Source organism: Fictibacillus sp. B-59209, assembly GCF_036216745.1.
Lineage (GTDB): Bacteria > Bacillota > Bacilli > Bacillales > Fictibacillaceae > Fictibacillus_C > Fictibacillus_C marinisediminis.
On record NZ_JARMMC010000029.1, the window covers coordinates 1 to 13,628 of the forward strand.

At 45.5% G+C, this 13,628-nt stretch carries 17 protein-coding genes; 11 read left to right on the top strand and 6 right to left on the bottom strand.

All coding sequences use genetic code 11. From position 1 onward, the window contains the following. Window positions 1–237: 237 nt before the first annotated feature. On the bottom strand, window positions 238–1,206 hold the full coding sequence (locus P4361_RS20145) for an NAD(P)-dependent alcohol dehydrogenase (protein WP_328090707.1): 969 nt from the start codon (window positions 1,204–1,206) through the stop codon (window positions 238–240). Between the two features lie 344 nt (window positions 1,207–1,550). Here P4361_RS20145 and P4361_RS20150 point away from each other — a divergent pair, with 344 nt between their 5' ends. Together P4361_RS20150 and P4361_RS20155 are read left to right on the top strand one after the other, a co-directional pair. After that, window positions 1,551–2,006, top strand: a complete 456-nt coding sequence (locus P4361_RS20150) for a GNAT family N-acetyltransferase (protein ID WP_328090708.1) — start codon at window positions 1,551–1,553, stop codon at window positions 2,004–2,006. Between the two features lie 107 nt (window positions 2,007–2,113). Then, window positions 2,114–3,199, top strand: a complete 1,086-nt coding sequence (locus P4361_RS20155) for a glycerophosphodiester phosphodiesterase (RefSeq protein ID WP_328090709.1) — start codon at window positions 2,114–2,116, stop codon at window positions 3,197–3,199. A 93-nt stretch (window positions 3,200–3,292) separates the two neighbouring features. Here the strand turns inward: P4361_RS20155 and P4361_RS20160 are convergent, their stop codons facing one another. Beyond that, a complete protein-coding gene (locus P4361_RS20160) occupies window positions 3,293–3,730 on the bottom strand; it encodes a YybH family protein (RefSeq protein ID WP_328090710.1) in 438 nt (145 codons plus the stop codon). Between the two features lie 170 nt (window positions 3,731–3,900). Beyond that, complete coding sequence (locus P4361_RS20165; RefSeq protein WP_328090711.1) at window positions 3,901–4,296, bottom strand: SRPBCC domain-containing protein; 396 nt, start codon at window positions 4,294–4,296, stop codon at window positions 3,901–3,903. 337 nt (window positions 4,297–4,633) lie between these two features. Between P4361_RS20165 and P4361_RS20170 the strand changes: the two genes are divergently transcribed. From P4361_RS20170 to P4361_RS20185, 4 genes are all read left to right on the top strand, one after another. Continuing rightward, on the top strand, window positions 4,634–5,293 hold the full coding sequence (locus P4361_RS20170; RefSeq protein ID WP_328090712.1) for a hypothetical protein: 660 nt from the start codon (window positions 4,634–4,636) through the stop codon (window positions 5,291–5,293). Between the two features lie 21 nt (window positions 5,294–5,314). Next, window positions 5,315–5,698: a nucleoside 2-deoxyribosyltransferase gene (locus P4361_RS20175; protein WP_328090714.1), complete on the top strand. Its 384-nt coding sequence runs from the start codon at window positions 5,315–5,317 to the stop codon at window positions 5,696–5,698. A gap of 18 nt (window positions 5,699–5,716) precedes the next feature. Next, a complete protein-coding gene (locus tag P4361_RS20180) occupies window positions 5,717–6,241 on the top strand; it encodes an ATP-binding protein (RefSeq protein ID WP_328090715.1) in 525 nt (174 codons plus the stop codon). A gap of 581 nt (window positions 6,242–6,822) precedes the next feature. Next, window positions 6,823–7,779 (top strand): patatin-like phospholipase family protein, encoded by a 957-nt coding sequence (locus P4361_RS20185; RefSeq protein WP_062239081.1) that lies wholly within the window; start codon window positions 6,823–6,825, stop codon window positions 7,777–7,779. A gap of 133 nt (window positions 7,780–7,912) precedes the next feature. Here the strand turns inward: P4361_RS20185 and P4361_RS20190 are convergent, their stop codons facing one another. From P4361_RS20190 to P4361_RS20200, 3 genes are all read right to left on the bottom strand, one after another. Continuing rightward, entirely contained in the window at window positions 7,913–8,248 is a 336-nt protein-coding gene (locus P4361_RS20190) for a DUF1516 family protein (RefSeq protein ID WP_053355958.1), read from the bottom strand. A gap of 140 nt (window positions 8,249–8,388) precedes the next feature. Continuing rightward, window positions 8,389–8,919 carry an HXXEE domain-containing protein gene (locus tag P4361_RS20195; protein WP_328090717.1) on the bottom strand — a complete coding sequence of 177 codons (531 nt, stop codon included), beginning with the start codon at window positions 8,917–8,919 and terminating at the stop codon, window positions 8,389–8,391. Next, complete coding sequence (locus tag P4361_RS20200; RefSeq protein WP_328090718.1) at window positions 8,912–9,409, bottom strand: GNAT family N-acetyltransferase; 498 nt, start codon at window positions 9,407–9,409, stop codon at window positions 8,912–8,914. The genes P4361_RS20195 and P4361_RS20200 overlap by 8 nt, the downstream gene beginning before the upstream one ends. Window positions 9,410–9,534: 125 nt before the next feature. On the opposite strand from P4361_RS20200, the gene P4361_RS20205 reads away from it, so the two are divergent. The 5 genes from P4361_RS20205 (at window position 9,535) to rlmD (ending at window position 13,619) form a co-directional block, all read left to right on the top strand. Continuing rightward, entirely contained in the window at window positions 9,535–10,104 is a 570-nt protein-coding gene (locus tag P4361_RS20205; protein ID WP_328090719.1) for a TetR/AcrR family transcriptional regulator, read from the top strand. Between the two features lie 13 nt (window positions 10,105–10,117). Next, on the top strand, window positions 10,118–10,459 hold the full coding sequence (locus P4361_RS20210; RefSeq protein WP_265408777.1) for a DMT family transporter: 342 nt from the start codon (window positions 10,118–10,120) through the stop codon (window positions 10,457–10,459). Then, window positions 10,459–10,773 (top strand): DMT family transporter, encoded by a 315-nt coding sequence (locus tag P4361_RS20215; RefSeq protein WP_053355953.1) that lies wholly within the window; start codon window positions 10,459–10,461, stop codon window positions 10,771–10,773. The genes P4361_RS20210 and P4361_RS20215 overlap by 1 nt, the downstream gene beginning before the upstream one ends. 146 nt (window positions 10,774–10,919) lie before the next feature. Then, complete coding sequence (locus P4361_RS20220) at window positions 10,920–11,840, top strand: diacylglycerol kinase (protein WP_328090720.1); 921 nt, start codon at window positions 10,920–10,922, stop codon at window positions 11,838–11,840. Window positions 11,841–12,224: 384 nt separating this feature from the next. Further along, complete coding sequence (rlmD, locus tag P4361_RS20225) at window positions 12,225–13,619, top strand: 23S rRNA (uracil(1939)-C(5))-methyltransferase RlmD (RefSeq protein ID WP_328090721.1); 1,395 nt, start codon at window positions 12,225–12,227, stop codon at window positions 13,617–13,619. Window positions 13,620–13,628 lie beyond the last annotated feature (9 nt).

Below are 13,628 nucleotides of genomic sequence, written 5' to 3' on the forward strand. Positions count from 1 at the left end.
CTGTCCAGAAAGTCGAAAATTGACCTTCAGGCAGCCCCTTTTTGGCTTGAAAAATCTTCAATGAAAAGTTAATTGAAGTGGAAGATGCGAGACTCCTGCGGGACTAGCGTGACAGGTGAGACTCCCGCCGGTGCTTGCACCAAGAGGCTCACCGCACGCCCCGCGGAAAGCGAGCAGCCTGGAACGGAAATCAACAGCTTACAGACTTCTTGGACAGCCCCTTTTCTTGCTTATGAATCACATAGTGATGACAACTTTTCCTTGGGAGTGTCCTTCTGCAAAATACCTGAATGCTTCGGGAACTTCACTCAGCTTATAACTTCTATCAATAACTGGTTTTACTTTGCCGGACTCAAGAAGTTCTTTCATAAAAACCAGATCCTTTTGGTTTTGCCTTTGTAAGATGTTACCCATTTTCTTACTTCCGGCCATTGAAATCCAAGGCCCAAATGCCATGGCTTGGAACATTTGAGCACCGGAACCTCCAACCATAACATAATTTCCATTGGGACTTAATAAACGCTTATAAGCTGAAATCGGCTGATATCCGTTAGCGGCAAGAATCAGGTCATAACTTTCCGCTTTCCGGGTAAAATCCTCCTTTGTATAATCAATGGCATGGTCTGCGCCAATCGACCGGACAATCGTTAGATTTCTTGTACTGCACACAGCCGTTACCTCAGCCCCGAACGATTTGGCGATCTGTACTGCGAAAGTCCCCACACCACCAGAGGCACCATTAATCAAAATCTTTTGCCCCGGCTGAATCTTGCCTTTATCCCGCAGAGCCTGCAGGGCCGTTACTGCCGCCATAGGCACAGCAGCCGCTTCCTCGAAAGATAGATTGGCTGGTTTTAGTGCCAATGTATTTTCGGGAACAGAAACATATTCGGCAAAACCACCCCAGCCACAACGGGATAAATCACCGAACACCTCATCGCCAGGTTGAAACTGCTTAACATCTTTGCCAACCGCTTCAACCCGGCCTGCTATGTCACCACCGGGTATGGAGTATTTAGGTTTTAGAAGACCGAAAGCAAAGCGGGCCAAGAGCGGCTCCCCTTTCAAAAGAACCAGGTTCCCATAATTCACAGACGCAGCATGAATTTTCACCAGTACTTGGTTGTCCTCAGGAATAGGCTTTTCCACCTCTGTTAATTCAAGAACATCCGGCGGACCATATTTGTGATAAACAATAGCTTTCATAACATTCCTCCCTACTAAACTTTGATTTGTTCATTTTTTCTCATGAATAAATAAAAATATCGCTTAAAAAACCTACAAAAGACCCATTAATCTAAAGATATTCGAACTAAGAAGAAGGTAGTCATGCGTGCCAAATTCTTTTAAGGTAAAATAAAAACGATTGTATGAAAAAAATTCAACGTTGTATTAAGTATAATCCTGAAAAATCGGTATTGAAGTACAATGCCGGAGATGCCATTCATTTAAATGAAAAAGATTTCGAATTATTATCGAAGGCTTTTTTTGCTGAAATGGAAAGTGCCTTTATTAATTAATGGACCAAAAATCAAGGAGTGTTCTTTTTCATGGAGATCAAAGCAGATAATCTAACAGGACCTGAAATAGCCAGATTAATAGGGGAGCATCTTCAGGGGATGGAGCTTCATTCTCCGCCAGAAAGCAGGCATGCCCTTAACCTTGAAGGACTAAGGAAACCGGATATTACGTTCTGGAGTGCTTGGGAGGATGGAGAATTATTGGGCTGCGGGGCACTGAAAGAACTGGACCGCCAGCATGGAGAGATCAAATCCATGCGAACGTCGGCTGTCCATTTAAGAAAGGGAGTTGCGAAGCGGATGCTGCAGCACATTATGGAGGAAGCGAAGCGGCGCGGCTATCGGAGGCTCAGTTTGGAAACGGGCTCCATGAAAGCCTTTGAACCGGCAAGGAGTCTTTATGCCAGCTTCGGGTTTCAATATTGTGAGCCATTTGCAGATTACATAGAGGATCCGAACAGTGCATTTATGACAAAAGAATTATGATTTCATTTAAAACCATATAATTTCTTTACGTTTGCTTCAATAAGGCTTTATATACCCTCTTTACACTTTAAAAGTAAAACACTTTAAAGTTTTGAGGAGATGAGCAAATGACGAGGAAAAAGTTTATTTTAGCAACAATTACAGCAGTCATGGTGAGTTCACTATCAAGTTTAGGGATGGGGCAGTCCGTTTCAGCAGCTGAGCAAAACGGAAGTGATTTTGGTCCTGAAGGATTTGATCTCCAGGCTCACCGCGGCGGGATGGGACTTACTGTTGAATCGACGATCGCATCGTTTTCCCATGCACTTGAGCTAGGAGTCAGCACACTTGAACTGGATGTCCAAATTACGCAGGATCATAAAGCGGTTGTTACGCATGACCGTAAAATTTCAAGCGGGAACTGTAAGGATACCAAGCCTGCGTATCCAGGAGATCCGGAGTATCCTTATGTCGGCAAATATATAAAAGATCTGACGCTCAAACAGATTCGTACCCTTGATTGCGGTTCAACCACCAAGCCGCAGTTTCCAGGGCAGGTGACAAGTCCGGGAGCGAAGATGCCATTGCTGACGGAAATCTTCGACCTGGTCAAACGCTATAAGGCAGATAACGTTTGGATGAACATCGAAACAAAGGTGGAAGCTGGTGCTCCCGAGGAGACCGCACCCCGCGAAGAATTTGTCCAAACGGTAGCCCGCCAAGTTCGTGAGGCAGGCATGCTGAATCGGGTATCGATTCAAAGCTTTGACTGGGGTTCACTCATGCGCATGCGTGAAATAGAGCCGAGATTGCCTTTAGTGGCACTTACCAATGGACCGCAGTTTCTTCAGCCTGGCCAGCCGGGAGCCTCTCCGTGGTTAGGCGGAATTGACATTGACGACTTTAACGGGGATTTGGTTGCAGCTGCCCACTCTTTCGGTGCAAACGCAATATCTCCAGTGCATGGCTTTCCGCAGGATGGCAAAGTAACCGATGACAACTATGAGCCTTACGTAACAAAACAAATGGTTGAAAAGGCACATAAAGCAGGGATGAAAGTTATTCCTTGGACGGTTGATGACAAGCCAACAATGAACAAACTATTCAACGACGGTGTAGACGGAATGATTACCGACTATCCGGACCGGCTGCGTGAAGTGATGGCAGAGCATGGCTTGGAGCTGCCTAAGCAATATCCTGCACCAACCAAATAGTTTGCTAGAAAAGAAAGGCGGTATTGCTGAAAAGCATGCCGCCTTTTTTGTTGTGCAAACGTTCAAGCAGCCCATAGGGAGCTTGTATCGTTCTTACTTTAAGTTGAAAATACCCTTCCCAGTTTCCATATTTATTGGCAATGATGAATGTTCATGTGTGATGGTCCAGGATTCGTTTTCTTTTCTTAAACCGAATGTGAATCGATTTGTCAGCTGACGAAGTTTCTCTCCAGATTCGTTGTGAGCAGCGAACGTAACAGCACAATGAACGAAAGCGAGATTCGTATTTTCTTCAACTACTAAATCATTAAAATCTATTTTGAGTACAACACCTTCCTCACGTAAACCACTAAACCAGCCATTCACCATTTCCTTCCATTGGGAAATGCCGATACTCTCCCAGTTTTCCCAACAATCATACACATGTATGTCAGAATTGTATGCAGATAAAAATCTCTCAACATCTTTCTCATATACTGCAGACCGGTAATTTTCCAGAACGTCCTGAACTTTATTTAAACCAACCCTCATGAATTCATCTCCTTTACTTATAAATTTAAGTTTATTTATAACCATTACTATATTCGATGGCCACAACATTCTTCCTTCCTCAACGATCGTGACCCTTAAGTTCAGGATTCTGAAGAACTCTATCACCCCTACTATTTGGCTGAGAAGTACTATTCTTCATTTTATTTCTATCATTCGGTGTAGACAGCAAGATTCTCCAGAGTAGACCTCAAACCAACGTCGTGATCTTCCTTCCGTATTCCTTCAGGCACGTTCTCGCAAATGATGGTAACTTTGGTGCCTGCCGGAACGGCTGCTAATGTCCATGTCATGATCATCTCTCCCGCGAAAACTGGGTCCTCGGACTCGAATTCTACTAACTGCACAATCCGCTCGTTTGGGGTGAACTCCAAGAATCTCCCTTTGACGACGTCAGCATGTTCCGAGGTCTTGCCTTGCGTTGAATGGTCCGTTCCGGTATAGGTTAGGGACATTCGATAGGCACCGCCGGCCCGAGCGTCAAACTCGCAGATATTGCCTTTCATTCCTTTCGGTGGAAGCCACGCAATCAGAGCTCCCGGAACCAAGAATGCCTTATAGATAGTATGTGGTAATGCCTTTATAACCCTCGAAGAGAGTCAGTTCTCTTCTTGCTTGATGCATTTGTCATGACTTGAACCTCCTTTTTGGTAGTTCGTTCAGGTCTTGATGACTTCTGCGCTATCCACATAATACCATATGCCAATCAGCCTTCTACACGCCCTGAAGGTACACATCTGTCGGATACAAACCAGTTGGAATCAAGCCTTTGACCCGAGCATATCGATAGAAATGAAGAACTTGTAAAGCATTCATGTGAAATTCCCGCTGTAATTTTTGTTATCATTTACCTGAAACTACTCTTTCGTGATGGAGGATATTCAATTGATAAAGAATAAAAGATTACTATACATCTCCTTCGTTTTTATGGTTGTCTCGATGGCTTTAAATTTCCCGTTTCCAAACGCAAGTCCCTATGGCGAAGAAATGGTTTCAGTTTTAGATCGGTCCGTTGAGACCGTGAATGGTTTAAATGTTGTTGGGTTGACTTCATTAGGAGTATTAATTGCAGGGCTTTATTTTCTTGTGCAATCATTGGGGAAATATCATGCACGATTTGTAATCCTGGCTTGTCTGGTTTCAATGCTTGCTCCTCATTATTTAGCAAATTCCTTTCAGAAACACTTTGCAACAGGCATCTACGCCATTTCTTATAAAAGTGATAAAGGCAATTGCCATTTTGAAATGGCGAAGAAAACGACATTGCATGCGGTATGTAAACTTCCTCTGATAAATTACAGTCAAAAGGATGTTCGATTTACGGTAGAACTTAGGGAAAAGAACGGAGATAACGATATAAAGAAAATGTTCTCGCTTTTAAACGCCAATGCCCCTTATGACGTCATGTTAAGAGCAGGAGAAAGTAAATCCATAAAAATTGAAAGAGATATTGATGTATCACATATAAAGAATCATTTGGAAAGCGGGGAATTAACTTCAGTCAATATCATCATTAAATCGGGGAAAAAGACGAGAAAATTATGAGTAGAAACGGTGTGATAAAGAATGAAGTTTTATATCGCCTCAAGCTTTAAAAATATACCAAGTGTGACTTATGTTAGTGAAAAGCTGAAAAGCAAGGGCTTTATACATACCTATGATTGGACGAAAGAAAGAGCCTCAACGATTGAAGATTTAAAGGATATCGGGCAAAAGGAAAGGGAGGCTGTGATCGAAGCTGATTTTTTAGTCGTGCTGCTCCCCGCAGGAAAAGGAAGCCATATCGAACTTGGAATTGCACTGGGCACAGGCAAAAAAGTATATCTTTATTCACCAAATGAAGCAATCTATGACTTTGAAGCAACGGGTACGTTTTATCACTTGCCTGAAGTGGAGCATGTAATGGGGACGCTCGATGATTTAGTTTTTATTCTTACAGGTTCTTCTTAAAAATCGGGGGGTCATTCGATGTTTTTTGTGCAAATGTCAGGTTTTCCGGGTTCCGGCAAGTCCACACTTGCTCGAGAAATAGCAAAAAGATCGGGAGCAGTCATTATTGATCATGACATCGTAAAGTCTGCTTTATTGTATAGTATGGAGGAAATCCAAATAGATTCAAGGGCAGCAGGCAGGGTTTCCTATGAAATTGAATGGGCGTTGATTGACTTTCACTTATCCCAAGGACATGCTGTTATATTGGATAGTCCTTGCTTGTATGATGAAATGGTTGATAAGGGAACAGCACTTGCTGAAAAATATCATGTGAAATACAGGTACGTGGAGTGCTGCCTTGATGATCTAAGTAAAATAAACGCCAGGCTGAAAAACCGTAAACAAATGATCAGCCAAATAAAAGATATTAAGTCTGAAGCTGCCTTTGAAGAAACGATGGGAAACAGCAAAAAACCAGCCAATCATCAGTGTCTTGTTGTTGACACTGGACAGCCTTTAGAAAGTTACATTGCCGAGGTTATGAACTACATTAACGAGTGAAAAAGGGGATGGAAATAGAGGTGGCTCGGTTGTTCGGGAGAAAATTCGATCAGTTCTACATGTAATTTTGAAGCAATATATGTACCATCCACCCAAGTTTAAGAACTCGACAAAAATAGTAGATTTACTCGTAAAAATATGGAGCACCTAGTGATTTAATGATCAAGTGGCCTTTTTGGCGACCCTCAAATGGCTTGTGCAGAACCGTTACTTGCGGTTCGACACATGTTACTTGCGAAAATGATGAGTTTACTTGCAGAAATCCTCCATTTACTTGCGAAAACCCAGCTTTTACTTGCAGAACGCATCATTTTCATAAAAAATCGATCTGCCATACGCGTGCACCCATTGCGAGAGCGAGGCTAAACAGTATAGGACTTAGATTACGAAAACTAATTCGAAGGACCTGGGGGCGGAGGATTGTTTTATTAATATTGACGCTAAGGATCAGCTGCATGCTTGTTTAGAGAGTATGTATTGTCTTCAAAGAGAACTCAAAATTCAAAGGTATTCATTGCCCATACAAGATAGACATATACTGAATGGATACTTGTGATCGGATGAGAAAGGAGCTATCACCTTTGACAAAATATCGGATCATGACCTTTGATGGAGGCGGTACCCTAGGTGCTTTAAGTTTACAGCTTTTGAATAGACTGGCTCAGCAAAATCCAAAATTAATTAGTCGGACCCATGTTTTCGCGGGAAATTCAATCGGTTCATTTACTGCCCTTGCGTTGGCAAGTGGGAGATCACCGAAGGAGACTTTCCAGTTCTTTAAGGAAAAAATCCTGCCGGCATTCAGCATTTCCCGACCAGGTGGACCTGTGTTTAATCAACAATTGCCATATTCTGGTTTCATTAAAGCGGTACGAACATTTTTTCCATCAGATCTTCGTCTCAAAGACTTAAAAAGACGAATTGTTGTCCCTTCATTTCAATTATTCTCACCGGAGCTGAATCGTTGGACTCCTGTGCTATTCCACAACTTCCCTGGCTCTCCCTATTTAAATGAAAAAGCGAGTGATGTGATACTGCGGAGCAGCGGTGCTCCCGCAACGCAACGAGCCTATCAAAACTACGTGGATGGGTATACAGTAGCAACCAACCCCAGTACAGCCAGTATCGCGTTTGCAGTGGGTAAAGCCAAAGTGCCGTTAGATCAAATTGCGGTATTATCCATTGGAACAGGTGAAGCCCCGACTCAGTTAAGAAGAGATACGAAGGGGTGGGGAATGGTGAGTGCAGATAACATACGCCCCGAAAATCTGAAGAACCTTCCTCCAAATTGGGGAGTCCTTTTGGACCGATCGCCCAATGAACCCTTACTGCCATTTCTTCAGATTGTCGCGGGTGGAAATGGTTACTATGAATCCATGGTCAGTTCTAATCTTCTGGGAAATCGTTTTTTTCGGTTAGATCCACGGATTCCTAACTTCTCCAAAACGGACCCTGCCGTGGTTCCGGCTGTCATTGAAATTGCGAACAAAACCAATTTACAGCCTGCCGTTCAATTTATAGAGAAAAACTGGAACTAATAGTACTTACATCTCCTTAACTTTCAACTTTCCCCCACGAAAAACAGCTAAAAGCAGTGTGATTTCACCTCCGAAATCCACTGCTTTTAGCTGTTTTTATACAATACCTACTGCGGGAGCCATGATTTTTCAGTTAAAACGAAATAACGCCGTATCCCATCATTACAATGACGACGAGCAGGATGATCAATACAATCCACATCGCAGGCATCGGGCTGCCTTTGCGTTTGCGGGCAACGAGCATTTCCATAACACCGATCAAGACGATCGCGAGTACGCCTTTTAGGACGTAAGTTAGCGGGAAGTGAAGGATGGATAGCATCCATACCCCTGTAACGATCATGATGAGGTAGAACAGACGCTGCAGCATGAGCGTGATCTTTTGGCTCTTTGTAAAGTAGGTGATCAGGAACAAGATGACCATAATCGCCCATGAACCCGAGTGAGTATGTAATAGCGCATTAAACATTGGTTTTCCTCCTTTTAAACGTAATAACCGTATAAGTGCATATGAAACAATTCACATATTCATAGTATCGGTTCCCATCTGTTAAAACAAGGGAAAGCCATCAACGTCCCAAAAATGTTCAAATGTGGTGCCAGGCACCATTACAATAGCAGACTCCCCGCGATAAGCGCTCCAACTGCAAGCGGAATCTGCAGCACCATTCCGGCCGCTAAATATTTGGCTAACTCCACGCCATGAACTTTATTCATCGATCTCCATGCCCAGATCGAATAAGGGAAAATGATGAGAACAGCCGTGGCCACCCCGGGGGTATAGCCTCTAAAGTACAGTGCTTGTAGCACATGCGTCACACCGTTCATAAAAAGCGTCGAAGCCAACAGCAGAAAAAGCGGCTGGCCCGAGTGGCGGTTTTTCGTAATATACGAGCACAATCCCACAATAACAAACAGGATGAGCAGGACGCTCATCGCAAACGTACCCGTGGTCATCTGGCTGACCGGCAGTCTGTTAAATGGCGCCTCTTGGCGGTGTGCGCCCAGAAACGCTTTAATGGTTAACGTCTCCTCGGCATCATGAACGATAAAAGCGGCAGGAAAGAGCCAGATCAGCTTCATTGAAATCGTGGATCTGGTACCCGCCTGTTTCTGTTGATTCAGTTCTGCCCTAGTCATCCAGCATTTTATACATCATGATGTCATCCACATATTTGCCATCGATATAAAATTCATTCACCAGCAGACCTTGTTTGATAAAGCCGTACTTTTCATAAAAACGAACGGCTTTCGGGTTTGTCGCCATCACCCGGAGTGACAGCTTCTTTTTGCCGAGGCGCTTCATCCAGTCTTCGCCGGACTTCATTAATTCCTGAGCGACACCTTGACCCTGAAAATCAGGATGGATGGCCAATGCCAGCTCAGCGACATGCTTGTTGCTGTCGAGCGGGGTAGGGATACGGTAGGAAAAATAGCCGCAGATCCGGTCACCGGAAAGGGCCAGGAGCTGGCTGCCTTCTGGACAGTGCTGGGCATATTCTTCAGTCGAATGCCAATAGATTTCAGCCGGAGCGGTATTTGTATTCCATACAAGGTTCTCCAGTTCAACCAGCTGCGGAAAGTCAAAGCGGCTGGACAGACGAAAGGTAAGATTGGTGATAGTCATCATATTCTCTCCTTCAAAGATTTCCACCCTTCTACTTCGTGCTTTTCATCATAAAACCCTTCTTCTTTTGACAAGTGAAGAAGAGTGTGAGATGATTTAACTAACGAACATTAGTTAGGTGATGAGATATGACAGCAGATAAAATTAAAGCAGCAGCACTTGCCCATTTTGCGAACCACGGCTACAGCGGGGCATCTCTATCGGGAATTGCATCCGACGTTGGAATTAAAACACCGTCGATCTATGCCCATTTTAAAAACAAGGATGAATTGTTTTTAGCGGTGACAGAAGAGGCGATCGTACACGAATGGGAAAAGGCAACCGCCTATTTTAACGACAGCTGCCTTTCGTTTAGAGAGAAGCTGTACGGATTTTTACAGCTGCAAATGGAAAACTACGAGCAGGATGAGCGGGCAAAATTTTGGCTGCGCACGTCGTTTTTTCCCCCAGAACATTTGGAGGAACAACTGATGGATCATGTGTACAGCTATCTGGATAAAATGGAGAGTCTGCTGCTTCAGGAATTTAAAGAAGCGAAAGAACCCGGGCTTCAGGAATTAAACATCAAGCAGGCGGCCAAAGCGTACATCGCGCTTCTGGACGGCGTGTTTGTGGAGATGCTCTATGGCGGAGAGGGAAGCGCGGAAGAACGCCTTGAAGCATCATGGTATATGTACGAACGCGCGTTATTCAACTAAGAGGTGAACAGAAATGAATCGATATTGGACATTGGTCATCATGGGAGGCATTCTGGAGGTGCTGTGGGTCAGCGGACTGAAGCATGCGGATTCTGCCCTCGGATGGATCGGAACCGGACTTGTGATCGTCGTCAGCTTTTTTCTGATGATCCCATGCCTGGGTAAACTGCCGGTCGGTACGGTGTATGCCGTCTTTACCGGAATCGGAACCGCAGGAACCGTGCTGGCGGAGATGCTGTTCTACGGGGAACCGGTCAGCTGGGCGAAAATTTCACTGATCGCGCTCTTGCTCGCCGGAGTTATGGGTCTAAAAGCCGTAACGGGAGAACCGAAAGAGAAAGGGAGTGAAGCGTAATGGGCTGGCTGTATGTGGTGCTTGCCGGAGGCTTTGAAGTCTTGGGGGTCATTGGCCTGAACAAGGTGAGCCAGAAGAAAAGCTTTATGACGTTCCTTTTTCTCATACTCGGATTTGCCTGCAGCTTCTCGCTTCTGTCCCTCGCCATGGAAACCCTGTCCATGGGAACCGCCTATGCGGTATGGACGGGAATCGGTACGGTCGGCGGTGTGCTTGTCGGCATGCTCGTGTACGGGGAATCACGGGACTGGAAACGCATTTTATTTATGGCGATGGTGCTGAGCGCGGCCATTGGTCTGAAGGTAATTTCATAAAAATTTCCTTTTTTGAGTTTTGCTTTTTTTATGGGGAATCACTATAATAAGAGTTGGTAATAAACAGTCCAAATTCGGGCTGTTTTTTCTGGTTAGAGCGTATCATGTTTATAAGAAACCAATAGAAAATAAATCAGGTGAAAAGTATGAAACGAGCACGATTAATATACAATCCAACATCAGGAAGAGAAGCGATCAAGAAGCAGCTTCCTTATATTTTAGAGCGGCTTGAAATTGCAGGCTACGAAACGTCCACCCATGCAACGACACCGGAGGAAGGCAGTGCGACCCGTGCAGCCAGGCTAGCCGGTGAACGCGGCTTTGACCTTGTTATCGCAGCCGGCGGGGACGGAACCATCTATGAGGTAGTCAACGGTCTTGCCGATCTTGAACACCGTCCGAAGCTCGGACTCATTCCGGCGGGAACGACGAACGACTTTGCCCGTGCCCTTGGCGTGCCAAGAACGATTGAAGGCGCGTGTGACGTCCTTTGTCAGGGTGCTGAAATGCCGGTCGACATCGGAAAAGTGAATGATAAGTTCTTCATCAACATTGCAGGCGGCGGCCGTATTACCGAGCTGACGTATGAAGTGCCGAGCAAGCTGAAGACGATGATCGGGCAGCTCGCCTATTTCCTCAAAGGCATCGAGATGCTTCCGTCCATCCGTCCGACGTACGTTGAGATCGAGTATGACGGCAAGCTGTTCCAGGGCGAGATCATGCTGTTCCTCGTGGCCAACACGAACTCCATCGGCGGTTTTGAAAAACTCGCGCCGACGTCCGAGTTCAACGACGGCATGTTTGACCTTATTATATTGAAGAAAACGAATCTGGCTGAATTTGTCCGTATCGCGTCCATGGCGCTAAAAGGTGACCATATCAATGATGATCATATCATCTACACGAAAGCGAACCGGATCAAAGTACGGCCAACCGATAAAATGCAGCTCAACCTGGACGGTGAATTCGGCGGACTCTTGCCGGGCGAATTTGTGAACCTTCGCCACCACTTCCAGATGCTCGTGCCAAAAGAGCGCGTGAAACTAACAGAGGATGAGGCTCTATAACTAGAGCCCCATCTTTTCTTTTTGCCCGTTACGGGGAGAGTGATGTGGGTATACTCTTGCTAGAGCGGAAGGGATTTGCGGGTATGGAATGGGTGACCAGCTTGGAGTTGTGATCCTTTAACTAAGCGAGCTTAGTTACGGTTCACAACTCGGCTGGTCATTTGCTTCACAAATCTCCTGGCTCATGCTTCGCCAGCGTCCCATTCCAGTCTATATAGAAGAAAAAGATTTGTCGTCTCTTTCAGGCATCAGTTTGCGATGAGTAATTGGAAGAGGACTCAAACTAATGTTTAAATTAAACGACTGTTTAATTAAACGATCGTTTAACAAGAGAAGAGTTGTGCTACAATCAGGAAAGAACTGAAGATAAAGGAACGATGTCTAATGACAAAGGCAAATGTGCCGGTCTCAAAAAATGAAATCATAGATGTGGAATTCGTGGATTTGACCCATGACGGAGCCGGAGTGGCGAAAGTCGATGGGTTTCCGCTGTTTGTACCGAACGGTCTGCCGGGCGAGAAAGCCAAGATAAAGGTCGTTAACGTGAAAAAAGGATACGGCTTTGGCCGATTGATGGAACTAACCGAAGAAAGCGGGCAGCGGATCGAACCGCCATGCCCGATCTATAAATGGTGCGGAGGCTGCCAGCTTCAGCATCTGTCATACGAAGGCCAGTTGGAGTTCAAACGCAAGCAGGTCGAGGACGTGCTGCAGCGGATTGGAAAACTGGAAAACGTTCCGGTGCTTCCAACGCTTGGCATGGGAGACGAGCCTTGGCGCTACCGCAACAAAGCCCAGGTGCCGGTCGGTGAACGTGAGGGCCGTCTGATCACAGGCTTCTATCAAAAGCGAAGCCATGAGATCGTGGAGATGGACAGCTGCATCATTACAGGAGATACGGCCGATGAAGCAATCCAGGCGGTCAAGGACATCCTGAACAAGTACGGCATTTCTCCGTATGAAGAGAAGCGCCACAAAGGAATCATCCGCCACATTATCGCCCGCTTCGGTAAAACAACGAACGAGCTGATGATCGTCCTCGTGACGAATGGAAAAGAACTGCCGAACCGAAAAAAAATCGTGGATGATATCGTATCGACGATTCCACAGATTAAATCGGTCGTGCAAAACGTGAACACACGGCGTACAAACGTGATCTTCGGAGACGAAACGAAAGTCCTCTGGGGCTCTGAATATATTTACGATTACATCGGCGACATCAAATTCGCCATCTCCGCCCGCTCGTTCTATCAGATCAATCAGCAGCAAACGAAGGTTCTGTACGGTCAGGCCCTGAAATACGCGGAGCTGACTGGTGGCGAAACGGTCATCGACGCCTATTGCGGCATCGGAACGATTTCTTTATTCCTGGCGCAAAAAGCGAAAAAGGTATACGGCGTAGAAATTGTACCGGAAGCGATAGAAGACGCCCGCCGAAACGCCGAACTGAACGGGATGGACAACGCCGAGTTTGCGGTTGGTGAATCCGAAGTCGTCATTCCAAAATGGAAAGAACAAGGCATCACACCAGACGTCATTGTCGTCGACCCGCCGAGAAAAGGATGCGACGAAGCCCTGCTTCAAACTATTATTGAAATGAAGCCGAAGCGCGTGGTGTATGTGAGCTGCAATCCATCAACATTGGCGAGGGACATGAGGATTTTGGAAGACGGCGGATTCAAAACAGTGGAAGTCCAGCCGGTGGACATGTTTCCGCAGACGACGCACGTTGAGGTAGTATCGCAGATGATTTTAAAAGAAGAAGCAGGCTCCCGTTAAGGGGAAAAC